General features: G+C 69.7%; 23 protein-coding genes and 1 pseudogene. 18 read left to right on the top strand and 6 right to left on the bottom strand.

What is annotated here, in order from left to right; all coding sequences use genetic code 11:
* A pseudogene (locus tag A9X05_RS12560) lies at window positions 1-1,838 on the top strand (carboxyl transferase domain-containing protein); the annotation flags it as partial.
* 9 nt (window positions 1,839-1,847) lie between these two features.
* Here A9X05_RS12560 and A9X05_RS12565 read toward each other — a convergent pair.
* Entirely contained in the window at window positions 1,848-2,159 is a 312-nt protein-coding gene (locus tag A9X05_RS12565) for a PE-PGRS family protein (RefSeq protein ID WP_197499042.1), read from the bottom strand.
* A 126-nt stretch (window positions 2,160-2,285) separates the two neighbouring features.
* Here A9X05_RS12565 and A9X05_RS12570 point away from each other — a divergent pair, with 126 nt between their 5' ends.
* The 4 genes from A9X05_RS12570 to A9X05_RS12585 all read left to right on the top strand — a co-directional run bounded on the left by A9X05_RS12570 (window position 2,286) and on the right by A9X05_RS12585 (window position 6,759).
* Window positions 2,286-3,062, top strand: coding sequence for an SDR family oxidoreductase (locus A9X05_RS12570; RefSeq protein ID WP_067750805.1), 777 nt, complete (start codon window positions 2,286-2,288; stop codon window positions 3,060-3,062).
* Window positions 3,063-3,064: 2 nt separating this feature from the next.
* Window positions 3,065-4,258 carry an acyl-CoA dehydrogenase family protein gene (locus A9X05_RS12575; protein WP_067781704.1) on the top strand — a complete coding sequence of 398 codons (1,194 nt, stop codon included), beginning with the start codon at window positions 3,065-3,067 and terminating at the stop codon, window positions 4,256-4,258.
* The gene (locus tag A9X05_RS12580) at window positions 4,255-5,346 is read left to right on the top strand and encodes an acyl-CoA dehydrogenase family protein (protein WP_067781707.1); all 1,092 of its coding nucleotides are present in this window, start codon (window positions 4,255-4,257) and stop codon (window positions 5,344-5,346) included. Before A9X05_RS12575 ends, A9X05_RS12580 begins: the two co-directional genes overlap by 4 nt.
* A gap of 198 nt (window positions 5,347-5,544) precedes the next feature.
* Window positions 5,545-6,759 (top strand): glycosyltransferase, encoded by a 1,215-nt coding sequence (locus tag A9X05_RS12585; RefSeq protein WP_067781710.1) that lies wholly within the window; start codon window positions 5,545-5,547, stop codon window positions 6,757-6,759.
* Here the strand turns inward: A9X05_RS12585 and A9X05_RS12590 are convergent.
* Window positions 6,748-7,488 carry a dienelactone hydrolase family protein gene (locus tag A9X05_RS12590; protein WP_067781712.1) on the bottom strand — a complete coding sequence of 247 codons (741 nt, stop codon included), beginning with the start codon at window positions 7,486-7,488 and terminating at the stop codon, window positions 6,748-6,750. The two genes, A9X05_RS12585 and A9X05_RS12590, sit on opposite strands and share 12 nt — an antisense overlap.
* 42 nt (window positions 7,489-7,530) lie before the next feature.
* On the opposite strand from A9X05_RS12590, the gene A9X05_RS12595 reads away from it, so the two are divergent.
* The 9 genes from A9X05_RS12595 to A9X05_RS12635 all read left to right on the top strand — a co-directional run bounded on the left by A9X05_RS12595 (window position 7,531) and on the right by A9X05_RS12635 (window position 16,897).
* Window positions 7,531-8,331 (top strand): thymidylate synthase, encoded by an 801-nt coding sequence (locus A9X05_RS12595; RefSeq protein ID WP_067747276.1) that lies wholly within the window; start codon window positions 7,531-7,533, stop codon window positions 8,329-8,331.
* Window positions 8,328-8,825 (top strand): dihydrofolate reductase, encoded by a 498-nt coding sequence (locus A9X05_RS12600; protein ID WP_067747278.1) that lies wholly within the window; start codon window positions 8,328-8,330, stop codon window positions 8,823-8,825. Before A9X05_RS12595 ends, A9X05_RS12600 begins: the two co-directional genes overlap by 4 nt.
* 86 nt (window positions 8,826-8,911) lie before the next feature.
* On the top strand, window positions 8,912-9,613 hold the full coding sequence (locus tag A9X05_RS12605; protein ID WP_067781714.1) for a cell division protein DivIVA: 702 nt from the start codon (window positions 8,912-8,914) through the stop codon (window positions 9,611-9,613).
* A 50-nt stretch (window positions 9,614-9,663) separates the two neighbouring features.
* Entirely contained in the window at window positions 9,664-10,908 is a 1,245-nt protein-coding gene (locus A9X05_RS12610) for a winged helix-turn-helix domain-containing protein (protein WP_197499043.1), read from the top strand.
* The gene (locus A9X05_RS12615) at window positions 10,908-12,281 is read left to right on the top strand and encodes an N-6 DNA methylase (protein ID WP_067781717.1); all 1,374 of its coding nucleotides are present in this window, start codon (window positions 10,908-10,910) and stop codon (window positions 12,279-12,281) included. Before A9X05_RS12610 ends, A9X05_RS12615 begins: the two co-directional genes overlap by 1 nt.
* Window positions 12,278-13,339 carry a restriction endonuclease subunit S gene (locus tag A9X05_RS12620; protein WP_067747284.1) on the top strand — a complete coding sequence of 354 codons (1,062 nt, stop codon included), beginning with the start codon at window positions 12,278-12,280 and terminating at the stop codon, window positions 13,337-13,339. Before A9X05_RS12615 ends, A9X05_RS12620 begins: the two co-directional genes overlap by 4 nt.
* Before the next feature lie 10 nt (window positions 13,340-13,349).
* Window positions 13,350-14,102: an FAD-dependent thymidylate synthase gene (gene thyX, locus A9X05_RS12625; protein WP_067747381.1), complete on the top strand. Its 753-nt coding sequence runs from the start codon at window positions 13,350-13,352 to the stop codon at window positions 14,100-14,102.
* 196 nt (window positions 14,103-14,298) lie between these two features.
* Window positions 14,299-15,201 carry a 4-hydroxy-tetrahydrodipicolinate synthase gene (gene dapA / locus A9X05_RS12630; RefSeq protein WP_067781720.1) on the top strand — a complete coding sequence of 301 codons (903 nt, stop codon included), beginning with the start codon at window positions 14,299-14,301 and terminating at the stop codon, window positions 15,199-15,201.
* A 19-nt stretch (window positions 15,202-15,220) separates the two neighbouring features.
* Window positions 15,221-16,897: a ribonuclease J gene (locus A9X05_RS12635; RefSeq protein ID WP_067781723.1), complete on the top strand. Its 1,677-nt coding sequence runs from the start codon at window positions 15,221-15,223 to the stop codon at window positions 16,895-16,897.
* Between the two features lie 87 nt (window positions 16,898-16,984).
* Here A9X05_RS12635 and A9X05_RS12640 read toward each other — a convergent pair whose 3' ends face one another.
* From A9X05_RS12640 to A9X05_RS12650, 3 genes are read right to left on the bottom strand one after another with little or no spacing between them, the layout of a single operon-like run.
* Complete coding sequence (locus tag A9X05_RS12640; RefSeq protein ID WP_067781726.1) at window positions 16,985-17,848, bottom strand: SAM-dependent methyltransferase; 864 nt, start codon at window positions 17,846-17,848, stop codon at window positions 16,985-16,987.
* Between the two features lie 4 nt (window positions 17,849-17,852).
* Window positions 17,853-18,674: a mycofactocin-coupled SDR family oxidoreductase gene (locus A9X05_RS12645; RefSeq protein ID WP_067269159.1), complete on the bottom strand. Its 822-nt coding sequence runs from the start codon at window positions 18,672-18,674 to the stop codon at window positions 17,853-17,855.
* Window positions 18,671-18,985, bottom strand: a complete 315-nt coding sequence (locus A9X05_RS12650) for a putative quinol monooxygenase (RefSeq protein ID WP_067781730.1) — start codon at window positions 18,983-18,985, stop codon at window positions 18,671-18,673. Before A9X05_RS12650 ends, A9X05_RS12645 begins: the two co-directional genes overlap by 4 nt.
* Window positions 18,986-19,163: 178 nt before the next feature.
* Between A9X05_RS12650 and A9X05_RS12655 the strand changes: the two genes are divergently transcribed.
* Entirely contained in the window at window positions 19,164-21,641 is a 2,478-nt protein-coding gene (locus tag A9X05_RS12655) for a DNA translocase FtsK (protein WP_082950495.1), read from the top strand.
* A 70-nt stretch (window positions 21,642-21,711) separates the two neighbouring features.
* On the opposite strand, the gene A9X05_RS12660 is transcribed toward A9X05_RS12655, so the two are convergent.
* Entirely contained in the window at window positions 21,712-22,221 is a 510-nt protein-coding gene (locus A9X05_RS12660) for an amino-acid N-acetyltransferase (protein ID WP_197499045.1), read from the bottom strand.
* Between the two features lie 56 nt (window positions 22,222-22,277).
* Between A9X05_RS12660 and pgsA the strand changes: the two genes are divergently transcribed.
* From pgsA to pspA, 3 genes are all read left to right on the top strand, one after another.
* Window positions 22,278-22,877, top strand: a complete 600-nt coding sequence (gene pgsA, locus A9X05_RS12665) for a CDP-diacylglycerol--glycerol-3-phosphate 3-phosphatidyltransferase (RefSeq protein WP_067747298.1) — start codon at window positions 22,278-22,280, stop codon at window positions 22,875-22,877.
* A 114-nt stretch (window positions 22,878-22,991) separates the two neighbouring features.
* Window positions 22,992-23,342: a transcriptional regulator ClgR gene (gene clgR, locus A9X05_RS12670; protein ID WP_067747301.1), complete on the top strand. Its 351-nt coding sequence runs from the start codon at window positions 22,992-22,994 to the stop codon at window positions 23,340-23,342.
* A gap of 127 nt (window positions 23,343-23,469) precedes the next feature.
* Window positions 23,470-24,043, top strand: a 574-nt coding sequence (gene pspA, locus A9X05_RS12675; RefSeq protein ID WP_067781732.1) for a phage shock protein PspA, incomplete at its 3' end; no start/stop codon positions are given.

The following is a 24,043-nucleotide window of genomic DNA, read 5'->3' on the forward strand; positions in this document are numbered from 1 at the left end:
CGCCGCGGCCGCGGCGACGCACCGGCACGCGGATCCCGTCGTGCCGGTCGAGCTGTATCCCGGTGAGGACGTGCTGCGCGCGCAGCTGGCGGGCACCGTGATCGAGGTGGCGCCCGAGTGCGCCGACTTCGGTGCGGGCAGTCAGCTCGTCGTCCTCGAATCGATGAAGATGCAGCACGTGCTCACCGCCCCCGACGCGCTGCGAACCGTCCGCGTTCTGGTAACGCCCGGGCAGGTGGTCGGAACCGGCGACCCGTTGCTGGTCTTCACCCGCACCGGCGACGGCGCCGGCGGCGACTCCGCCGCCGACGCAACGGATCTCGATCGGCCGCGAGCCGACCTCGACGAGGTGCGCCGACGGCATCTGTTCACTCTCGACGAGGGCCGCGAGGCCGCGGTTGCCAAGCGGCACAAGCAGGGCCGTCGTACCGCGCGGGAGAACATCGCCGACCTGATCGACCCCGGCAGCTTCATCGAATACGGCGCGCTGGCCATCGCCGCACAGCGCAGCCGCCGCTCCGAAGAAGACCTGATCGCCAACACGCCGGCCGACGGCCTGGTCGCCGGGCTGGCCACGATCGGCGCCGCCCGCTTCGGGCGGGCGGCGGCCGAGGCGGTCGTAGTGTCCTACGACTACACCGTGCTGGCCGGCACGCAAGGCATGCGCAACCACGCCAACCGCGCGTTCGACCTGGCCGTCCGAAAACGCTTGCCGGTGGTGCTCTTCGCGGAGGGCGGCGGCGGCCGCCCGGGGGACACCGACGTGGGTGGCGCCGCCGGGCTGGACGTGCCGACCTTCCGGATGCTGGCCGGGCTGAGCGGTCGGGTGCCGTTGATCTCGATCGTGTCGGGCAGGTGCTTCGCCGGGAACGCCGCGCTGGCCGGGGTCTGCGACGTGATCATCGCGACCCCGGACGCCAACATCGGGATGGGCGGGCCCGCCATGATCGAGGGCGGCGGTCTCGGTGTATATCCGCCGGAGGCGATCGGCCCGATCGGTGTCCAGCGCCGCAACGGCGTCGTCAGCCTGGTCGCCCGCGACGAGGCGCACGCGGTGTCGCTGGCCAAGCAGTATCTGTCGTATTTCCAGGGCGGCGTGGACGATTGGGCGGCTCCGGACCCGCGGCTGTCCCGGCATGTGGTGCCGCAGAACCGGCTACGCGCCTATGACGTTCATCGGGCGATCGAGGCGATCGTCGATACCGGCTCGGTGCTGGAGCTGCGGCCCGACTACGGCGTCGGCATAGTCACCGCGCTGGTCCGCGTCGAGGGCGCGGCGTACGGGCTGATCGCGAACAGCACGCATCACCTCGGCGGCGCCATCGATGCCGAGGCCGCCGACAAGGCCGGCGATTTCCTTGCGCTGTGCGAATCGTTTCGGCTGCCGCTGATTTCGCTGTGCGACACCCCGGGCTTCATGGTCGGGCCCGACGCGGAGAAGGACGCGGCGGTCCGGCGATTCGGGCGGATGTTCATCCTCGGCGCGCAGGCTGACCGTGCCGGTCGGGATGATCATCCTGCGCAAGGGATACGGGCTGGGCGCGATGGCGATGGCCGGGGGGTCCTTCCGGGCGCCCCAATTCACCGTCGCCTGGCCGACCGGCGAGATCGGCGGGATGGGACTGGAGGGCGCTGTGCGCCTCGGGTTCAGCAAGGAGCTGGCCGCCGAGGGCGACCCCGCCAAGCGTCAGGAACTATTCGACAAGCTGGTCGCCGCGGCCTACGACCACGGCAAGGCGCTGCGGGCGGCCACCACGTTCGAACTCGACGACGTCATCGACCCCGCGGACTCCCGGGCCTGGATTGTGAGGCTCCGGGAGCCGCGGAGATCGCGGTGACCGAACCGATCAGGCGTGGCCGCCGCCGCAGCCGACGCCGGGCAGGCAACCCTGCCCGCCCGGAATGCCGCCGGGCCCCGCGTTCTGGCCGCCCGAGCCGCAGCCGACGCCCGGGACGCAGCCCTGACCGCCGGGACCACCGCCGGGGCCCTGGTTCTGTCCGCCGGAGCCACAGTTGCCGTTGCCGTCGCAACCGCCGCCGCCCGGGTCATCCTTGATGACCACGTGGGAGGGCGCCGCGGACGGTGCGGGTGCCGAAGCGGGGGAATCGGTCATGGCGATCGGCGCAACGGCGATTGCGGCGGCCGCAGCCCCGCCCATCACCAGTCTTTTCGTAAGGGTTAATTTCGAGAACATGCGGGTCGCATACCACCGACCCACACGTGTAAAACATCCATGTAGCGAACGGGAAACCGTTGGCTTTCGCGCGACGGAAGGCGCACCACGATGACCTCACAGGACCTGACCGGCCGGACCGCGATCATCACCGGCGCCTCACGCGGGATCGGGCTCGCGATCGCCCAGCAGCTCGCCGGGGCCGGAGCCAACGTGGTGCTCACCGCCCGCAAGCAGGAGGCGGCCGACGAGGCGGCCGCACAGGTGGACGGCAACGCCCTGGGGGTCGGCGCGCACGCCGTCGACGAGGACGCCGCCCGGCGCTGCGTCGACCTGACCTGCGAGCGTTTCGGCGGCGTCGACATTCTGATCAACAACGCGGGCACCAACCCGGCGTACGGGCCGCTGATCGACCAGGACCACGCCCGATTCACCAAGATCTTCGACGTGAACCTCTGGGCCCCGCTGCTGTGGACCTCGCTGGTCGTCAAGGCCTGGATGGGTGAGCACGGCGGCGCGATCGTCAACACTGCCTCCATCGGCGGCCTGCACCAATCGCCCGCCATGGGCTTGTACAACGCCACCAAGGCCGCACTGATCCACGTCACCAAGCAACTGGCGCTGGAACTTTCGCCCCGAATCCGCGTCAACGCCATCGCCCCGGGGGTGGTGCGCACCCGGTTGGCCGAGGCGTTGTGGAAGGACCACGAGGATCCGCTGGCATCCTCGATAGCGCTCGGACGCATCGGCGAGCCCGTCGATGTGGCAGGCGCCGTGGCCTTCCTGGTCTCGGACGCCGCGAGCTGGATCACCGGCGAGACCATGGTGATCGACGGCGGGCTGCTACTCGGCGCCGCACAAGGCTTTCAAACTCGGCCGCAGGGCTAGCCATGACCACCGAAGACCTGGCGGTGGATCTCAAGGCGCGGGTGCAGGCGCTGCTCGACGAGCACGACCCGGCCACCACCGACCCGCGGGAATTCCTTGGCGCGCAGTACGACGCCGGCCTGGCCTGGGTGCACCTGCCGCGCGGCTTCGGCGGGCTGGACCTGCCGCGCAAGGCCCAGGAACTCGTCGACGCGCAATTGGCCGCCGCGGGCGCGCCGGTGGGCGGCACCGTCAAGAACTTCATCGGCATGGGCATGGCGGCGCCCACCATCGCGGCGTTCGGCACCGACGAACAGAAGCGAAAGTTCCTGCGCCCCTTGTTCACCGGTGAACAGGTCTATTGCCAATTGTTCAGCGAGCCCGGCGCGGGCTCGGATCTGGCCGGGTTGGCCACCCGCGCGGTCCGCGAGGGTGAAGACTGGATCGTCAACGGGCAGAAGGTGTGGACGTCGATGGCGCAGCACGCGCAGATGGCCATCCTGGTCGCCCGCACCGACCCGACGGTGCCCAAGCACGCGGGCCTGACGTACTTCCTGTGCGACATGACGCAGCCCGGCGTCGAAGTGCGGCCGCTGCGGCAGATCACCGGCGAGGCGGAGTTCAACGAGGTGTTCCTCACCGACGTGCGGGTGCCCGACTCCAACCGGCTCGGCCCGGTCGGCGGCGGCTGGCGCGTCGCGACCACCACGCTCAACAACGAGCGCGTCGCGATCGGTACCCGCGCCGGGACACCGCGCGAGGGCGGGATCATCGGGAAGGTCACCAAGGCGTGGCGGGACGAGCCCGGGCTGCGCAATCCCGCGATGCACGACGAGCTGATGAAGCTGTGGGTCGACGCGGAGGTCCTGCGGCTGGCCGGCGAGCGCCTGCGGCAGCAGGCCCAAGCCGGTCAGCCCGGTCCCGAAGGCGCCGGCATGAAGGTGGCCTTCGCCGGATTGGCGCAAGCGATTTCGGGGTTCGACATCGAGCTGCACGCCGAGGCGGGGCTGCAGTACGACGACTGGACCATGCGCAGGACCGAAGTCGTCGACCTGGTCGGTCGGGAGCCCGGGTACCGCTACCTGCGCGCCCGCGGCAACTCGATCGAGGGTGGCACCTCGGAGATCCTGCGCAACACCATTTCCGAGCGCATCCTCGGGCTGCCGGGTGAGCACCGCGTCGACAAAGACGTCGCCTGGAAGGACCTGCCGCGATGAGCGACCTGTTGTACTCCGAAACCGAGGACGCCCTGCGCGACAGCGTTCGGCGCCTGTTCGCCGACCGCTGCCCGCCCGAAGCGGTCGCACGCGCCTATGACCCTACACCACAAGACTTTTCGGGCCTGTGGCGGACGCTGGCCGCCGAGTTGGGCGTCGCCGGCCTGTTGGTCCCGGAGTCACTCGGCGGCGCGGGCGCGGGGGCCCGCGAGGCCGCGGTCGTGATGGAGGAGATCGGCCGGGCCGTCGCGCCGGTGCCGTTCTTGTCCAGCGCGGTGCTGGCCACGGTCGCGCTGTTGCGCGCCGGCGATACCGAGACCGTGTCGGCGCTGGCGCGGGGTGAGCTGACCGCCGCGTTGGCGGTGCCGCTGTCGACCGCGCCCGGCGATCCGATCGGACTCGTCCCCGGCGGCGCGGACGGGCTGAGCGGATCGGTCACGAGCGTCGCCGGCGCCGCCGAGGCCGACGTGCTGGTGGTGCCGGTCGCGGGCCCGGATGGGCCCGAGCTGCACACCGTCTCGCGCACCGCGGCGGGGGTGGAAGTTTCGCCCCTGCTGGCGTTGGACATGACGAGACCCCTTGCCGACCTCAGCTTTTCGGCGGCAAAGTCGTCACGCGTCGGCCCTGCGGACGGGCCGATCGACGCGGCTCTGCGCACGGGGGCGGCGCTGCTTGCGTCCGAGCAACTCGGAGTCGCCCAGTGGTGTTTCGAAACCACGCTGGATTATGCCAAGCAGCGCAAGCAGTTTGGTCGCGCAATCGGCTCCTACCAGGCGATCAAGCACCGGCTCGCCGATCTGTGGTTCGAGGTCAGCGCCGCGACGGCGGCGGCCCGCCACGCCGCCGACACGTGTGCCCGCGCCGACGAAGACGCCGCCGTCGCCGCGGCGCTTGCCCAGGCGTATTGCAGCGGCGTCGCCGTGCACGCCGCCGAGGAATGCGTCCAGCTGCACGGCGGCATCGGCATGACGTGGGAGTATCCCGCGCACCTCTACCTCAAGCGGGCCAAGAGCGATCAGTTGATCTTCGGCACCGCCTACCGCCACCGCGCCCGGCTGGGCGAGTTGGTGGACCTGCCGCCGAAATAGTTGGGCTCGGATTGATTTTTTCCCCGCGGCCCGTCGGGGGAGAGTGTAATGCGTTTTCCCGCCGCTGTATTCGTGGGAGGGCGCGCTTCTCGTTGGAAGATGGGCGCGCACGGCGGGCCGCCGTTTTGTGAGACAGTGTCGGTCCGCGGTGGCCCGACGACGTGGCCGGCCGCGCCGTGCGGAGGTGAAAACATCGGAATGCGGGTGTTGCTGTCAACTCACGATTCGCGCGGGGCGGTCGAACCGTTGGCGGCACTCGGGGTTCAGTTGCGAGCGAACGGCGCGGAAGTTCGGGTATGCGCGCCGCCGGACCAGGAATTCGCGGACCTGCTGGCCGGAATCGGCTTGGAGCTGAGTCCATTCGGCGATTCATGGCGCGCCAGGGCGGCCGGGCTCACGCCGTCGGAGGACGACCTACGCCGGCACCTGGACGGGCTCGTCGCCGCTCAATTCGACACGGTTGCCGACGCGGCCGACGGCTGTGACCTCCTCGTCGCAACCGGCTTTCCACCGGTGGCGGCGGGAGCGCGGTCGGTGGCCGAGCGCCTGGGCATCCCTTACGTCTACGTGAGCTACCAGCCGACGATCCTGCCGTCACCGCACCACATGCCCCCGACGTACGCAGGCCAGATCCCGCCGGGCGCGATCGACAACCGGGTGTTGTGGCAGATGGACGCGCAGCACATGCACACGCTGTTCGGGACGACGCTCAACAACCACCGCGCGTCGCTGGGCCTGCCGCCGGTGGATGACATCCGCGACCACGCCCTGACCGTCCGGCCGTGGCTGGCGGCGGATCCGACCCTGGGCCCGTGGCCGGAGGGCAGCGGGCTGGACGTGGTCCAGACGGGGGCGTGGCTGCTCTGCGATGAACGCCCGTTGCCTGCGGACGTGGCGGCGTTCCTGGACGACGGGCCGCCGCCGGTGTACGTCGGCTTCGGCAGCATGCCCATGCGCGCCGCGAGCGACCTGTCCCGCGCGGTCGTCGAGGCCGTCCGCGCCCTGGGCCACCGGGCGATTCTCTACCGCGGCTGGTCCGGCCTGACCCCGATAGACGACCGGGACGATTGCCTGGCCGTCGGTGAGCTCAACCACCGGGCGCTCTTCGCCCGGGTCGCGGCCGTCGTGCACCACGGCGGTGCGGGCACCACGACCACCGCCGCGCTGGCCGGCGCGCCGCAGGTGTTGGTGCCGCAGGGGGCCGACCAGCCGTACTGGGCCGGCCGGGTGGCGGAGCTGGGCATCGGCATCGCGCACGGCGGCCCGGCCCCCACCGCCCGGTCGCTGACGGTCGCCCTGAAGACCGTCCTCGCGCCGGAGACCGGTGCGCGGGCGGGCGTCGTGGCCACCAAGATCCGTACCGACGGGGCGATGGCGGCGGCGTCGTTGCTGCTCGACGGGTTAGCGCGGTAGCGCGGAACCGAAGACCTCGGTCATGGCCTGCCAGTGCCGCTCGGCCGCGACGGGGTCGTACGGCGCGTTGTCCGGGACCGCGAACCCGTGGCCGGCCGGATACCACTCGATGGTGTGCTGCACGCCGGCTGCGGTCAGCGCCTTGTCCAGCTGTTCGGCGTCGTCATGTGTGAAGGAGGCGTCGTCCTTGGCGCCGCCCACGTACACCGTCGCGCTCATCCGGTCGGCCAGCAGGTGTGGGCTGTCCGCGGCGTCGCTCACCAGGCCACCGCCGTGGAACGACGCCGCGGCGGCGACGCGCTCGGGTACCCGGCCGGCGACGATCAGCGACGCCCGCCCGCCCATGCAGTAGCCGCACACGCCGAAGCGTTGCCCGGACACCTCCGGGCGGGCCGCCAGGTAGTCGAAGAACGCGACGGCGTCGCCGGCGATCTTGTCGGGGGTGAGGCTGCCGATCATGCCGAACAGCCGCCTGCGCTCCCGCTCGTCGCCGAACACGGTGCCCATGTCGAACGGGGCCCAGTCGCCGCTGCGGTAATACACGTCGGGGAGCAGCACGGCGTAACCGAAGCCGGCCAGCTTGGCGGCCATCTCGTCGAAGGTGTCACGCACCCCGCCGGCATCGCAGTACATGATTACGCCCGGCCAGGGACCCGGACCCGCTGGCGTGAACAGGCCGACAGGGCAGCTGCCGTCGGCGGTGGTGATGGAGTCGGTGAATTGCGGCATGGCCTCCGTTTTACTCCCGGCCGCCGCGGCTAAGCTGGCCGCGTGCCGATCCCGACGCCCTATGAGGACCTGCTGCGCCTGGTGCTCGAACGGGGCACGGCCAAATCCGACCGCACCGGCACCGGGACCCGCAGCCTGTTCGGCCAGCAATTGCGCTACGACCTGTCGGCCGGCTTCCCGCTGCTGACCACCAAGAAGGTGCATCTCAAGTCGGTCATCTACGAGTTGCTGTGGTTCTTGCGCGGCGACTCCAACGTCGCCTGGCTGCACGAGCACGGGGTCACCATCTGGGACGAATGGGCAAGCGAGACGGGCGATCTCGGGCCGATATACGGCGTGCAGTGGCGATCCTGGCCCACGCCGACCGGTGAGCACGTCGACCAGATCAGCGCGGCGCTTCAGTTGCTGCGCACCGACCCGAACTCGCGGCGCATCATCGTGTCGGCCTGGAACGTCGGGGAGATCCCGCAGATGGCGCTGCCGCCGTGCCACGCCTTCTTCCAGTTCTACGTGGCGGACGGTCGGCTCAGTTGCCAGCTGTATCAGCGCAGCGCCGACCTGTTTCTCGGTGTGCCGTTCAACATCGCCAGCTACGCGCTGCTCACCCACATGATGGCCGCCCAGGCCGGCCTGGCGGTCGGCGAGTTCGTCTGGACGGGCGGCGACTGCCACATCTACGACAACCACGTCGAGCAGGTGCGCACCCAGCTGAGTCGCGAGCCCCGCCCCTACCCGGAACTGGTACTGGCGCAGCGTGATTCGATCTTCGACTACACCTACGAGGACGTGGTCGTCAAGAATTACGATCCGCATCCGGCGATCAAAGCGCCGGTCGCGGTATGACCGAACTCGGGCTGATCTGGGCTCAGTCGACATCCGGCATCATCGGTCGCGGCGGCGACATCCCCTGGCGGGTGCCTGAGGACTTGATCCGGTTCAAAGAGCTGACCGTGGGGCATACGGTCGTGATGGGCCGGCGCACATGGGAGTCCTTGCCGAGCAAGGTCCGGCCGCTGCCGGGCCGCAAAAATGTCGTACTCTCGCGAAGGAGCGATTTCGTTGCCGACGGCGCGCAGATCGCCGGATCGCTCGAGGCGGCTCTCGCCGAATGCGAGGGTGAGCCGCAGACCTGGGTGATCGGCGGCGAGCAGGTGTATCTGCTCGCGCTGCCGCGCGCCACGCGGTGCGAGGTCACCGAGGTCGAAGTCGACCTGCGGCGCGACGACGACGACGCGCTGGCGCCGGTGCTCGACGACAGCTGGCTGGGTGAGACGGGGGAGTGGCAGGTCAGCCGCACGGGGTTGCGGTACCGCCTGCACAGCTACCGTCGGGCATGAGTGTCGGTCTCCGCGACCGTGACATACTCGGACGCGGGGGTCGGTCTCACCAGGTCACCACACGTTGCCAGAAGGGGGAATTGGCAGTGATAACCGAACCCACGAGAGCGTTCACGCGCATTTTCAGGGGCTACGATCCGTCCGCGGTCGACGCCCACATCGAGATGCTGACCACCAAGCAGCAGTTGTTGCTCGACGACGTCGAGAACCTGAGGAGCCGGCTGAAGGCGGCCGGCGACGAGACGGCCGCGCTGCGCAAGGAGGTCGCCGTCCTCACCGACACCTCGCCCTCCCCCCACGCGGTGCAGCGCCGCATGGCGCAGATGCTGCGCCGCGCGGTCGACGAGGTCGCCGAGATGCAGGCCGAGGCGCGCAGCGAGGCGGACGCGATGATCGCCGCGGCCGAGGCCGAGGTCCAGGCCGCGCAGCGAAAGCACGAAGAGGAGTTGGCGGAGATGGCCGAGCAACGAAAAGCCATGGAAACCGATTACGAAGAAGCAAAGAAGCAGCTCGACGCCGAATTGGCCGAGATGCGCGCCGAAACGGAAGCGGCGATCGACAAGTCGTGGCGGGACGCGCAACGGGAGGCCGATCACTATCGTGAGCAGGCCCAGCGCGCGGCGGACGAGGCGATCCGGCAACGGATCCATGTCCTCGAGCAGCTGATGGGCGTGTTCCGCGACCTCGAAGCGGTTCCGGCCGCGCTCGAGTCGGCCTACCAGGAGCAGAAGAACGCCCCGGAGCCCAGCGTCGTCGTGCCGTTGGACGGCAAAGTCAGCACGGGTTAGCCCGCCTCGAACGGGCGGACGGACGGGCGGCGCCGCGTCGCCGCCGAGGGTTGTCGCACCCGGCCGGTATTCTCGGCGCCGTGTCGATCCCGACCCGCAGGCTGTCGGCCGCGCAAGCCCGGCGAATCGCCGTTGCCGCCCAAGGTTTTACCGAGCCGCCGCCCGCCGGTCCGATCACTCGCGCTCACCTGAAGCGGTTGATATCCAGAATTCAAGTCCTGCAACTTGATTCGGTCTCGGTCGCGGTGCGCGCCCACTACGCGCCGGTGTTCAGCCGGCTCGGGCCCTACGACCGCGACGTGTTGGATCGCGCCGCCTGGGGCCCGCGCCCGGCGCGGCTGCTGGCCGAATACTGGGCGCACGAGGCCGCGCTGGTGGCCGTCGACGACTGGCCGCTGCTGCGCTGGCGAATGCGCCAATACCGCCACGGTCGCTGGGGCACCCACATCGTCAAGGCCAACCCCCAACTCGCCGACGACATCGTCGCCGCCGTCGCCGAACTCGGCCCCAGCACCGCCGGGCAGATCGAGGCGCACCTCGCCGCCGAGCCGCGCCGCAAGAAGGGCACCTGGTGGAACCGCAGCGACACCAAATGGGTCGCCGAGGCGCTGTTCGCCGCCGGTGTGCTCACCACGGCCACGCGGGTGGGCTTCGCCCGCCATTATGACCTGGTCGAACGCGTGCTGCCGGCGGCCGTGCTGGCGCGGGAGGTCGACGACGAGGAAGCCGTCCGCGAACTCACGTTGCGGGCCGCCACCGCGTTGGGCGTGGGGACCGAGGCCGACATCCGCGACTACTTCCGGCTATCGGCCCAGCAGGTCAAGCCGGCCGTCGCCGACCTGCTGGCCGCGGGGGAGATCGAGCGGGTCGAGGTCGACGGCTGGCCCGCGCCGGCCTACCTGCGCGCCGGCCGGGCGGTGCCCCGCGCCGACCGCGGCACGGCGCTGTTGTGTCCGTTCGACCCGCTGATCTTCTTTCGGCCTCGGGTGGAGCGGCTGTTCGGGTTTCATTACCGCATCGAGATCTACACGCCGGCCGCCCAGCGCCAGTACGGCTACTACGTGTGGCCGCTGCTGATGGACGGGCAACTGGTCGCCCGGGTCGACCTCAAGGCCGACCGGACCGCCGACACGCTGCGCGTCATGGGCGCCTTCGGCGAACCCGACGCGCCGCGGTCCCGCGCGGTCGAGGCGCTGGCCGGCGAACTGCGGTCGATGGCTTCGTGGCTGAGCCTGAGCGGATTCAGCGTCGCGACCCGGGGGGACCTGGCCGCCGACCTGCGGGCGGTCAGCTGATGCGGGCGACGGACAAACAGCTCAAGGACACGCTTTGGAATGCGGCCAACAAGCTGCGCGGCTCCCTGTCGGCCGGCCAGTACAAGGACGTCATCCTCGGGCTGGTCTACCTCAAGCACGCCGCGGCGGACCAGTGGAAGTTGTTGGTGGCCAACGCGGAATCGCCGAACATCGGGCGGCTCGTCGATGACGCGATGGCGGCGGCGGCGCTGCCGCGGTTTTACGAGGACCTCGACCGGCGCCGGCTCGGGGAGCTGCTGCGCCTGCTCGACGCCGCCCGATTCGGCGAGCCGGGCCGCGCGCGGGACCTGATGGGCGAGGTGTACGAGTACTTTCTGGCCAATTTCGCGCGCGCAGAGGGGCGGCGGGGCGGCGAATTCTTCACCCCGCCCAGCGTGGTCCGGGTGCTCGTCGAGGCGCTGGAACCGTCGGGCGGGCGGGTGTATGACCCGTGCTGCGGTTCGGGCGGCATGTTCGTGCAGACCGAGCGGTTCATCGCCGAACACGACGGCGATCCCGCGCGAGTGAGGATCTGCGGGCAGGAAAGCGTCGAGCAGACCTGGCGGATCGCGAAGATGAACCTCGCCGTGCACGGCGTCGACAACACGGGGCTGGGCGCGCGGTGGGCCGACACGTTCGTCGACGATCTGCACGCGGGCGTGCAAATGGACTACGTGATGGCCAATCCGCCCTTCAACATAAAAGATTGGGCCCGCGACGAGCGCGACCCCCGCTGGCGGTTCGGCGTCCCACCCGCCGGCAACGCCAACTACGCCTGGATTCAGCACATCCTGTCCAAACTGGCCCCCGGCGGCAAGGCCGGCGTGGTGATGGCCAATGGCTCGATGTCCTCGAACACATTGGGAGAGGGCGCCATTCGCGCACGGATCGTCGATGCCGACCTGGTGTCGTGCATGGTCGCCCTGCCCGCGCAACTGTTCCGCAGCACCTCGATACCGGTGTGCCTGTGGTTCTTCGACACGGACAAGGGCGAGCGGTCCGGTCAGGTGTTGTTCATCGACGCGCGCGGCTTCGGCCACCTGGTCGAGCGCGCCGAAAGGGTGTTGACGGACCAGGAGATCGTCCGCATCGGCGACACCTATCACGCGTGGCGTGGGTCGGAATCCGCCGCCGCGAAAGGCGTTACCTATCAGGGTGTTCCGGGATTCTGCGCGTCCGTGTCGCTCGACGACATCGCGGCCGCCGGCTATCCGCTCACGCCCGGTCGCTATGTCGGTGCGCCGGCGGCCGAGGACGACGGCGAGCCCGTCGAGGAGAGGATCGCCGGGCTGACGGGTGACCTGCTGGCGGCGCTGGACGAATCGGCACGGCTGGACGGCGTCGTGCGCCAACAACTGGAGCGCCTGCGGTGAAGACCACGCTGGGCGACCACCTGGACTTCGGCACCGGCAGCAGGGCGCCTCGGTCGGCGCCGGGCGGACGCGTTCGCGTCTACGGCGCCAACGGGACCATCGGTTATGCCGCCGAGCACAACGCGGCCGGCCCGCTGATCGTCCTCGGGCGCGTCGGGTCGCAGTGCGGCAGCCTGCGGTACTGCGACTCCGACGCCTGGGTCACCGAGAACGCACTGGTGTGCCGGGCGAAGGACCCACGCGAGACGCGGTACTGGTACTACGCGATGCAAACCTGCCGCCTGGGCGACCACCGGGCCGGATCGGGACAGCCGCTGCTGAGCAAGAGAATCCTGCGCGACGTCGCGGTGCACAGCGTGGCGGCGCCGCAGCGCGGGGCGATCGCCGAAATGCTCGGCGCCCTTGACGACAAGATCTCGGCCAATCACCGGGTGATCGGGGCCGCCGAGAACCTGATGGTGGCCATGGCCGGGTCGGTCCGCGAGCGCGTGCCAGTGTCCAGCCTGGCGAGCCGGTCGACGGCATTCCTCGACGTGGCCGACTTCGACGACGTGGTCGCGCATTTCAGCCTTCCGGCGTTCGACGACGGGGCGAAACCCCGCGTCGTGACCGCCGACTCCGTCAGGAGCGGCAAATTCCTGCTGCCCGGGCCGTGCGTGTTGTTCGCGAAGCTCAATCCGCGGATCCCGCGAATCTGGAACGTGTCCCGCCTGCCGTCGGAAATGGCCTTGGCCAGCAGCGAGTTCGTCGTCCTGCTGCCGGTGGGGGTGGACGCGTCGACCCTGTGGTCGGCCGTGCGGCAACCGGAGGTCTCCGCATGGTTGCAACGCCGGGTCGCCGGCACGTCGGGCAGCCATCAGCGGATCCAACCGCGCGATCTGCTGGAGGTGCGGGTCCCCGACGTCCGGCACCTGCCCGCCGCGCGATTGGAGGCGATCACCGGCCTGGGCGCGCTGTGCCACGCGCGCCGCGCCGAAAGCGCGCGGTTGTCCGAGTTCCGCGACGCGCTGCTGCCGCTGCTGATATCGGGTGAGCTCCCGATTCGGTCACCACGTTAAGGTGAGCGCCGTGGCCGAGACCGCGCCGCTACGCGTGCAACTGATCGCCAAGACCGAGTTCCTGGCGCCGCCGGACGTGCCGTGGACCACCGACGCCGACGGGGGGCCGGCGCTGGTCGAATTCGCCGGCCGGGCCTGCTATCAGAGCTGGTCGAAGCCCAACCCCAAGACCGCGACCAACGCCGGCTACATCAAGCACATCATCGACGTCGGGCATTTCTCCGTGCTCGAGCACGCGAACGTCTCGTTCTACATCACCGGCGTCTCCCGCTCGCTCACACACGAGCTGATCCGGCACCGGCATTTCTCCTTCTCCCAGCTGTCGCAGCGCTACGTCCCCGAGGGTGAGTCGCAAGTCGTGGTGCCCCCGGGCATGGAAGACGACCCCGAACTCCAGCGCATCCTGACCGAGGCCGCCGACGCCAGCCGGGCCACCTACGCCGACCTGCTGGCCAGGCTGGAGGCCAAGTTCGCCGACCAGCCGAACGCCATCCTGCGGCGCAAGCAGGCGCGGCAGGCCGCTCGGGCCGTGCTGCCGAACGCGACCGAAACCCGCATCGTCGTGACCGGCAACTACCGGACCTGGCGCCACTTCATCGCCATGCGCGCCAGCGAGCACGCCGACGTGGAAATCCGGCGGCTGGCGATCGAATGCCTGCGCCAGCTCGCGGACGCCGCGCCCGCGGTGTTCGCCGACTTCGAGATCTCGACCCTGGCCGACGGGACCCAGGTGGCCACCAGCCCGCTGGCGACCGAAGCCTGAGCCTCAGCCGTCACTGCGGCCTCGGGCCGCGGCCACCGCTCCCGTGCCGTTGTCGCTCGGAGGCGGGCACTTCGGCGATACCCGGACCTGCGGGGGAGAGTGGGGCTGGTGTGGCTGCCCGTGCGCCCGCGACCGACCGGAGCGCCGGCCCGCGCCGTTGCTAAAGAGCTTGCCGCCGCCAGGTAACCTAAAGACCGTGAGCACCGTCGGATTCGACGCCCCGGCCCGGTTGGGAACCGTGCTGACGGCGATGGCGACACCGTTCGCTCCCGACGGTTCGCTGGACACCGCCGCCGCCGCCCAATTGGCGAACCACCTGGTAGACGCCGGATGTGACGGCCTGGTGGTCTCCGGAACCACCGGCGAGTCGCCTACCACCACCGACGACGAGAAGCGCGAGCTGCTGCGCGTCGTGCTGGACGCCGTGGGCGACCGCGCCCGCGTCATCGCCGGCGCGGGCACGTATGACACCGCGCACAGCGTCCGGCTGGCCAAGGCCTGCGCGGCCGAGGGCGCCCACGGGCTGCTGGTGGTCACGCCCTACTACTCGAGGCCGCCGCAGAGCGGGCTGATCGCGCACTTCACCGCCGTCGCCGACGCGACCGAGCTGCCGGTGCTGCTCTACGACATTCCGCCGCGGTCGGTGGTGCCGATCGAGGCGGACACGCTCCGCGCGTTGGCATTGCACCCCAACATCGTCGGCGTCAAGGACGCCAAGGCCGATCTGCACGGCGGCGGCCAGATCATGGCCGAGACGGGACTGGCCTACTACTCGGGCGACGACGCGCTGAACCTGCCGTGGCTGGCCATGGGCGCCACCGGATTCATCAGCGTGATCTCGCATCTGGCCGCGGGCCAGCTCCGAGAGATGTTGTCCGCGTTCGCATCCGGCGACATCGCCACCGCCCGCAAGATCAACGGCACCCTCGCCCCGTTGTGTGACGCGATGGGCCGGCTGGGCGGCGTGACGCTGTCCAAGGCGGGTCTGCGCCTGCAGGGCATCGAGGTCGGCGATCCCCGGTTGCCGCAGATGCCGGCCACACCCGAGCAGATCGATGCCCTGGCCGCCGATATGCGCGCGGCCTCGGTGCTGCGGTGAGGCAGAGGGTGGCCGGTAAGTGGATGTAGACCTCGCCCCCCCTGGTCCCTTGACCACTGGTGGGTTGCGGGTCACCGCGCTGGGCGGCATCAGCGAAATCGGCCGCAACATGACGGTTTTCGAGCACCTTGGTCGGCTGCTGATCATCGACTGCGGGGTGATGTTCCCCACCCACGACGAGCCCGGGGTGGACCTGATACTGCCGGACTTGCGCCTGATCGAAGATCGGCTCGACGACATCGAGGCGCTGGTGCTGACCCACGCGCACGAGGATCACATCGGCGGCATCCCGTTCCTGTTGAAGCTGCGCCCCGATATCCCCGTGGTCGGGTCGAAGTTCACCCTCGCGCTGGTGGCGGCGAAATGCCGTGAGCACCGGCTCAAGCCGGTGTTCGTCGAGGTGACCGAGGGGCAGCGCAGCACGCACGGCGTCTTCGAGTGCGAGTACTTCGCCGTCAACCACTCCATCCCCGACGCGCTGGCCATCGCCGTGCACACCGGCGCGGGAACCGTCTTGCACACCGGCGACATCAAGCTCGATCAGCTGCCCCTCGACGGCCGGCCCACCGATCTGCCCGGGATGTCCCGGCTCGGTGACGCGGGTGTGGACCTGTTCCTGTGCGACTCGACCAACTCCGAGATCCCGGGCGTCGGGCCGTCGGAGAGCGAGGTGGGGCCGACGCTGCACCGCCTGATCCGCGGCGCCGAGGGCCGCGTCATCGTGGCATGCTTCGCCTCCAATGTGGACCGGGTGCAGCAGATCATCGATGCCGCGGTCGCGTTGGGCCGCCGCGTGTCCTTCGTCGGGCGCTCGATGGTGCGCAACATGGGCATCGCTCGCGAGCTCGGGTTCCTGCGGGTGGCCGATTCCGACGTGATCGACATCGGCGCGGCCGAGATGATGCCGCCCGAGCGGGTGGTGCTGATCACCACCGGCACCCAGGGCGAACCCATGTCGGCGCTGTCGCGGATGTCGCGCGGCGAGCATCGCAGCATCACGCTGACGGCGGGCGATTTGATCGTGCTGGCCTCGTCGCTGATCCCCGGCAACGAGGAGGCGGTCTACGGCGTGATCGACGAGCTCGCCAAGATCGGGGCCCGCGTCGTCACCAATGCCCAAGCCCGGGTGCATGTTTCGGGTCACGCGTACGCCGGTGAGCTGCTGTTCCTCTACAACGGCGTGCGGCCGCGCAACGTCATGCCGGTGCACGGCACCTGGCGGATGCTGCGGGCCAACGCCAAGCTGGCGGCCAGCACCGGGGTGCCGGAGGAGTCGATCCTGTTGGCGGAGAACGGCGTCAGCGTCGACCTGGTCGCCGGCACGGCGTCGATCGCCGGGGCGGTGCCGGTGGGCAAGATGTTCGTCGACGGGCTGATCAGCGGCGACGTCGGCGACATCACGCTCGGCGAACGGCTGATCCTGTCGTCGGGTTTCGTCGCGGTGACGGTGGTCGTCCAGCGCGGCACCGGGCGTCCGGTGGCCGCGCCGCACCTGCATTCACGCGGGTTCTCCGAGGACCCCAAGGCGCTGGAACCCGCCGGGCGCCGGGTCGAGGCGGAGCTGGAACTGCTTGCCGCCGACAACATCACCGACCCGGGCCGCATCGCGCAGGCCGTGCGCCGCACCGTCGGCAAGTGGGTGGGCGAGACCTACCGGCGGCAACCGATGATCGTGCCGACGGTCATCGAGGTCTGAGCCCCGCGAAACATAAACCGCTGCGCCGCTTAGCGGCGTGTCATCGCAGACGATTATGTGTCGCGGCGCGGGAGGTGAGGCGGGGGGCTAAAGCTTCTCCGCGTAGGCCGACCATTCCAGTTGCGAGGCCTTGAGTTTGCGACCGGTCGGCTCCACGTAGCGCTGGACGAGTTCGTCGGGGCCGGCCTGCTCCAGCAGTCGCCAACCGTAATCCCCGATGAACGCGCCGACCTCTTCGGGCTGTAAACCGAAGCGCCACAACTGCCGGACGCTGCGATAGAGCGTACGAGTGCCGTACCGATTCTTGCCTTCGATGAAATCGCGCCGGACGTAGGTGAATACCAGACGACTGCCGGGCGCGGCCGCGCGCAACCCCTCCAGCGTCCGCCGGACGGTGGCTTCGGTCAGGTATTGGGTGACGCCCTCGCAGATGAAAAAGGCCCGGTAGTCGGTGCGATAGCCGTGCTCGGCCAAGGCCGTCAGCAGGTCGTCGCGCTCCAGGTCCAACGCCACCTGCCGGACCGACATCGGCGGGCCGCCCAGCACCCGTCGGACCGTCTTCACCTTCCGGGCGACGTTGACGGGCAGGTCGACCTCGAACACGGGGATGCGAATCTGCCGTGTCAGCAGGTAGGCGCGGGTGTCCAGTCCGGCGCCGAGGATGACGACGGCGTCGATGCCGTCGAGCGCCTCGGCCAGCTTGTCGCCGATAAAACGCTTGCGGCAGGCCAGGTTCGCCCACAGCCCGCGGCCCGACCACTCCGATCCGCGCATCATCAGGCGGCGCACCGGCCGGGCGCGTGTCGCCGCCACCAGCAACCGCAGCGGCGCCGGCAGGAACAGCTCCGCCAGGTCGTCGTCCACCAAGCGGCGGCCCGGTGGTTCGTTCTGTTCGACGGCCGCCAGCACCATCGGCCCAAAGGCGGTCTGCGCGGCGGAGTTTCGTGGCATTCGACTACTTGTTCAAGAAGCCGGCGTCGACCGGCAACGTCACGCCGGTGATGTAGCGCGCCTGGTCGCTCACCAGCCACGCCACCGCGTTGGCGACGTCCTCGACGTCCAGTACCTCCACCGGCATCGCGTTGCCCATGGCTCCGGGCGTGTCGGTCGCGGCGGCCATCTTGGCCAGCCATTCCCGGGTGAACTCGTTGTTGATCATCGGGGTCTCGACACCCGAGGGGTGTATCGAGTTGACCCGAATATACTGTGTTGCAAGCAGATTCGCGTATACCCGCATCAGCCCCACCACGCCGTGTTTGGCGGCCGCATAGCCGACGGAACCGGCGTCCGGGCTGCCCACCCCGGCCAGCCCGGCGCTGGAACTGATCAGCACGATCGACCCCCCGGTGCCCTGCTTGACCATGGTCGGGATGGCGGCCTTGATGGTGTTGTAGACGCCGGTGAGGTTGACGTCGATGACGTCGCGCCAGCCGTCGTCACCCGATTGCATCGGTGCGATGCCGGCGTTGGCGACGACGATGTCGAGCCGGCCGAACTCGTCCAGGCCGGCCTGCAGGGCGGCCGACAGCGACGCCCGGTCGCGCACGTCGCCACGAGCGGCCACGATGCGCGAGCCCGTGTCCTCGACCAGCTTGACGGTTTGCGCCAGGTCTTCCTCGGTGGCCAGCGGATAGGGGACGCTGGCGATCTGGTCGCACAGGTCGACCGCGATGATGTCCGCGCCGTCGGAGGCCAGCCGCACCGCGTGCGCGCGACCCTGGCCGCGCGCCGCGCCGGTGATGAAGGCGACCTTGCCCTCGAGTGGCCGGGTCATCAGGACCGCAGCTGACCCTTGTCCGGGTCACCCGCGGGCACGGGCTGCAGCATCTTGATGTCCGGCGCCCCGGCCAGGTGCTCGCCGGCGGCGCCGAACATCTTGCCGATGGCCGGGGCGGTGCTGTGGGCCTTGAGCGCCTCTTCGTCGGCCCACTGCTCGACGAAAACGAAGGTTTCGCCCGATTGGTGCAGTGAGTACAACTGGCAACCCGGTTCGTTGTGCACTTCCTCCACCGCCTGCGTGAGGATGTCGCGGACTGTGTCGACCGATTCCGGTTTGACGGTCATGGTGGCAACGACGACGACGGGCATGCTGGGGCCTCCTGGGGCGTACGGGGTGGGTGACGTGCATGGCTCTGTTACCTGGGTCACCGGTTGTCCACCCTACTCACGCGGCCCCTTGGACCACCCGTCAGATGGGTCACATGGCCAAACCGTTACCAGTGTGGCGGGTGGTGTAGATGATGTCGGTGCGACTACCCTTGCCGACATGGCTAATAAGACCGCGGCCCGCTCCAAAGCTCGAACGAGCAGGTCAAAGGCCACTTCGCGGAGTGGGTCGGGTCGCGCGCGGCCGGCGGCACCCCGCAAGCGGCCGAGCAGGCCCGCGAAACGGCGCAACCAGTCGCTGCTGGTGGCCGCCGGGCTGACCGGCGGGCGCGCCCTGCGCGCCACCTGGCTGATGGCCGCGCGCAGCACGGGCGGCGCGGCCCGGTCGATCGGGCGGGCCCGCGACATCGACCCGGGACACCGCCGCGACGGGATCGCGCTGATGCTGCTCGGCCTTTCCGTCGTGGTCGCCGCGAGCTCGTGGTTCAACGCCGCCCGACCGGTCGGTGCATGGGTCGACACGCTGTTGCGGACCTTCATCGGTGCGGGCGTGCTGGCGCTCCCGGTCGTCACCGCCGCGGTGGCGGTGACGCTGATGCGCACGCAGCCCAACCCGGACGCGCGCCCGAGGCTCATCCTCGGCGGCACCCTGATCGCGCTGTCGGTGCTCGGCCTGCGGCACCTGTGGTCCGGTTCGCCTGAAGACCCCGAGGCGCGCCGCCGCGCGGCGGGATTCATCGGCTTCGCCATCGGCGGCCCGCTGTCGGACGGGCTGACGGCCTGGATCGCCGCGCCCCTGTTGTTCATCGGCTTCATGTTCGGCCTGCTGTTGCTGACCGGAACCACGATCCGCGAGGTGCCCGACGCGGTCCGCGCCATGTTCGGCGCCCGGTTGCTCGGCGACGACGAATACGGCGAGTACGACGACTATGACGACTACGCGGATTCCGCTGTGGCCGAAGACTTTTACGACGAGAGCTCGCTTCCCGAAGACGAGCCGCAAGCCTGGCCGGCGGCCGACCCGGCCCCTGCCCTGCGGGACAACGAGGACGACATCCCCACCACACCGGAGCCGGCCATCGGGAAGAGCCGCCGTCGCGCCAAGAAGCCGCCCGAGATCGTCGACCGGGTCGTCGAGGGCCCCTACACGCTGCCCTCGCTGAACCTGCTGGTGGCGGGGGACCCGCCGAAGAAGCGCAGCGCCGCCAACACGGTCATGGCCGACGCCATCAGCGAGGTGCTCACCCAGTTCAAGGTCGACGCGGCCGTCACCGGCTGCACCCGCGGGCCGACCGTCACCCGGTACGAGGTCGAGCTGGGCCCGGGCGTGAAGGTGGAGAAGATCACCGCGCTGCAGAAGAACATCGCCTACGCGGTGGCCACCGAGAGCGTGCGCATGCTGGCCCCGATCCCCGGCAAATCCGCCGTCGGCATCGAGGTGCCCAACACCGACCGGGAGATGGTGCGGCTGGCCGACGTGCTCACCGCGCCGTCGACCCGCCGCGACCACCACCCGCTGGTGATCGGGCTTGGCAAGGACATCGAGGGCGACTTCATCTCGGCCAACCTGGCCAAGATGCCGCACCTGCTGGTCGCCGGCTCCACCGGTTCGGGTAAGTCGAGCTTCGTCAACTCCATGCTGGTCTCCTTGCTGACCCGGGCCACGCCCGAGGAGGTCAGGATGATCCTGATCGACCCGAAGATGGTGGAGCTGACCCCGTACGAGGGGATTCCGCACCTGATCACCCCGATCATCACGCAGCCGAAGAAGGCCGCGGCCGCCCTGGCCTGGCTGGTCGAGGAGATGGAGCAGCGCTACCAGGACATGCAGGCTTCCCGGGTGCGCCACATCGACGACTTCAACGCAAAGGTGCGGTCGGGGGCCATCACCGCGCCGCTGGGCAGCCAGCGCGAATACCGGCCCTACCCGTACGTCGTCGCGATCGTCGACGAGCTGGCCGACCTGATGATGACCGCGCCCCGCGACGTCGAGGACGCCATCGTGCGGATCACCCAGAAGGCCCGGGCGGCGGGCATCCACCTGGTGCTGGCCACCCAGCGCCCGTCGGTCGACGTGGTCACCGGCCTGATCAAGACCAACGTGCCGTCGCGGCTCGCGTTCGCGACGTCGTCGCTCACCGACAGCCGGGTGATCCTGGACCAGGCCGGCGCCGAGAAGCTGATCGGCATGGGCGACGGCCTGTTCCTGCCGATGGGCGCGAGCAAGCCGCTGCGCCTGCAGGGCGCCTACATCACCGACGAGGAGATCCACGCCGTCGTCACGGCCTGCAAGGACCAGGCCGAGCCCGAATACACCGAGGGCGTCACGACGGCCAAGCCCACCGGCGAGCGCACCGACGTCGACCCGGACATCGGCGACGACATGGACGTGTTCTTGCAGGCGGTCGAGCTCGTGGTGTCCAGCCAGTTCGGCTCCACCTCGATGCTGCAGCGCAAGCTGCGGGTCGGCTTCGCCAAGGCCGGCCGGCTGATGGACCTGATGGAGACGCGCGGCATCGTCGGGCCCAGCGAGGGATCCAAGGCGCGCGACGTGCTGGTCAAGCCCGACGAGCTGGCCGGAACGCTGGCGCTGATCCGGGGCGGCGCCGACGCCGACGGCGGCGACCCCGACGACTAGCCCCCTGCGCCGAACGTGCACCCACGGCGAGATTTCGGCCGATTTCCCGCCTCATGTCACGCTCGGCGAGTCAGAGCACCAGCAGCATGCGGGAGTTGCCCAGGATGTTGGGCTTGACGTAACTCAGGTCGAGGAACTCGGCGACACCGATGTCGTAGGAGCGGCACATCTCCTCGAACACCTCCGCGGTCACCGGCGTGCCCTCGATCTCGGTGAACCCGTGCTTGCCGAAGAACTCCGTCTCGAACGTGAGCACGAACAGCCGCTTGAGCTGCAGCTCGCGCGCGACCTCAAGCAGCCGGTCGACGATCGCGTGGCCGATGCCGTGGCCGGTCATCGCCGGGTCGACCGCGACGGTGCGGATCTCGCCCAGGTCGGACCACATCACGTGCAGCGCACCGCAGCCGACCACGGCGCCCTCGCGTTCGGCCACCCAGAATTCCTGGACGGCCTCGTACAGCGTCACCAGGTTCTTCTCGAGCAGGATCCTGCCGGCGTAGGTGTCGACGAGCTGCTTGATGGCGGGGACGTCGGAGGTTCGCGCGCGTCGCACCAGGCAGTCCTGCGAACTATCGGTCACGGCTAACAGTATCGGCATCGGGGACGGCTGCGCTGGTCAACAGTTATTCTGTTGCGGTGTCGGGGCAGCCGCAAACGGGTCCGTTGACCGGACCGCCGGGCCGCGTCCACATCGCAAACCTCGCCAACACGCTGACGTTGCTGCGGCTGGTGTTGGTCCCGATCTTCCTGCTCGCGCTGTTCGCCAAGGACGGTCACGAGTTCGCCTTTCGGATCGTGGCTTTCGTGATCTTCGCGATCGCCTGCATCACCGATCGGTTGGATGGCCTGCTGGCCCGCAATTACGGCATGGCAACGGAATTCGGGGCCTTCGTCGATCCGATCGCGGACAAGACGCTGGTCGGCTCGGCGCTGATCGGCCTGTCGATGCTGGGTGACCTGCCCTGGTGGGTCACCGTGGTGATCCTGGCCCGCGAGTTCGGCGTGACCGTGCTGCGGCTCGCCGTGATCCGCCGCGGGGTCATCCCGGCCAGCTGGGGCGGCAAGGTCAAGACCGTGGTGCAGGTGGTGGCGATCGGCCTGTTCATCCTGCCGCTGTCGGGGCCGCTGCGGGTGGCGGCGGCGGTGGTGATGGGGGTGGCGATCGTGCTCACGATCGTCACCGGCATCGACTACGTGGTGTCGACCGTGCGGGAAGTGCGCCGGACGTCCGACTGATTCTGCGGTCGCCGAACGGGAACCAACGCCCCGCCGCCCGCGTTTCACCTTTTGAGCGCCTGCAGTCGCGGCCTATTCGCGCCGAGCGGGCTGACTGGACGAAGGAGGGCAGGAATGCCGCCATTAGTGCGCGAGGTCATCGGCGACGTGCTGCGTGAGGCCCGCATGACGCAGGGCCGGACGCTGCGCGAGGTCTCCGATTCGGCGCGAGTGAGCCTTGGGTATTTGTCCGAGGTGGAGCGTGGCCGCAAGGAGCCGTCCAGCGAGCTGCTCAACGCGATCTGCGAGGCGTTGCAGGTCCCGCTGTCGTCGGTGCTGACCGACGCCGGCGAGCGGATGGCCGGCCAGGAACGGGCCCGCGAACGCGTGGCCCACGGGGCGCCCGCCGACGGGCTGCGCGGCCCCAGCATCGACGCCGACACCAAGGTCGTCATCCCGCCGGTGGCATCCCTGGCGATCGCCTGAGCCACACCGGCGGCAACGATCGACCGCTAGGGGTAGGGCGATCGGCGCCGACCCACTAAATTGAGCGACAAGCGTCGGCCCATCCCGGGACCATCCGGCCTATACGAAGCGAAGGTGGAGCTCACTCATGGCCAATCCGTTCGTCAAAGCGTGGAAGTACCTCATGGCGCTGTTCAACGCGAAGATCGACGAGCACGCCGACCCCAAGGTGCAGATCCAGCAGGCGATCGAGGAGGCGCAGCGCACGCACCAGGCGCTGACCCAGCAGGCCGCCCAGGTGATCGGCAACCAGCGCCAACTCGAGATGCGGCTGAACCGGCAACTCGCCGACATCGAAAAGCTGCAGGTCAACGTCCGCCAGGCCCTGACGCTGGCCGACCAGGCCACCGCCGCCGGAGACGCCGCCAAGGCCGCCGAGTACAACAACGCCGCCGAGGCGTTCGCGGCCCAGCTGGTGACCGCTGAGCAAAGCGTCGAGGACCTCAAGACCCTGCACGACCAGGCGCTGAGCGCGGCCGCCCAGGCCAAGAAGGCGGTCGAGCAGAACGCGATGGTGCTGCAGCAGAAGATCGCCGAGCGCACCAAGCTGCTCAGCCAGCTCGAGCAGGCGAAGATGCAGGAACAGGTCAGCGCCTCGCTGCGCTCGATGAGCGAGATCGCCGCGCCCGGCAACGTGCCCAGCCTCGACGAGGTGCGCGACA

The organism is Mycobacterium sp. E3298 (assembly GCF_001666895.1).
In the GTDB taxonomy this organism is placed as follows: domain Bacteria; phylum Actinomycetota; class Actinomycetes; order Mycobacteriales; family Mycobacteriaceae; genus Mycobacterium.

Coding starts and splice junctions, on each gene's coding strand:
- A9X05_RS12655 (WP_082950495.1), top strand. CDS start 19,164: ATGGCTAATAAGACCGCGGCCCGCTCCAAAGCTCGAACGAGCAGGTCA.
- A9X05_RS12615 (WP_067781717.1), top strand. CDS start 10,908: ATGCGGGCGACGGACAAACAGCTCAAGGACACGCTTTGGAATGCGGCC.
- A9X05_RS12590 (WP_067781712.1), bottom strand. CDS start 7,488: ATGCCGCAATTCACCGACTCCATCACCACCGCCGACGGCAGCTGCCCT.
- A9X05_RS12640 (WP_067781726.1), bottom strand. CDS start 17,848: ATGCCACGAAACTCCGCCGCGCAGACCGCCTTTGGGCCGATGGTGCTG.
- A9X05_RS12600 (WP_067747278.1), top strand. CDS start 8,328: ATGACCGAACTCGGGCTGATCTGGGCTCAGTCGACATCCGGCATCATC.
- clgR (WP_067747301.1), top strand. CDS start 22,992: ATGCCGCCATTAGTGCGCGAGGTCATCGGCGACGTGCTGCGTGAGGCC.
- A9X05_RS12650 (WP_067781730.1), bottom strand. CDS start 18,985: ATGCCCGTCGTCGTCGTTGCCACCATGACCGTCAAACCGGAATCGGTC.
- A9X05_RS12575 (WP_067781704.1), top strand. CDS start 3,065: ATGACCACCGAAGACCTGGCGGTGGATCTCAAGGCGCGGGTGCAGGCG.
- A9X05_RS12580 (WP_067781707.1), top strand. CDS start 4,255: ATGAGCGACCTGTTGTACTCCGAAACCGAGGACGCCCTGCGCGACAGC.
- A9X05_RS12565 (WP_197499042.1), bottom strand. CDS start 2,159: ATGGGCGGGGCTGCGGCCGCCGCAATCGCCGTTGCGCCGATCGCCATG.
- A9X05_RS12570 (WP_067750805.1), top strand. CDS start 2,286: ATGACCTCACAGGACCTGACCGGCCGGACCGCGATCATCACCGGCGCC.
- A9X05_RS12585 (WP_067781710.1), top strand. CDS start 5,545: ATGCGGGTGTTGCTGTCAACTCACGATTCGCGCGGGGCGGTCGAACCG.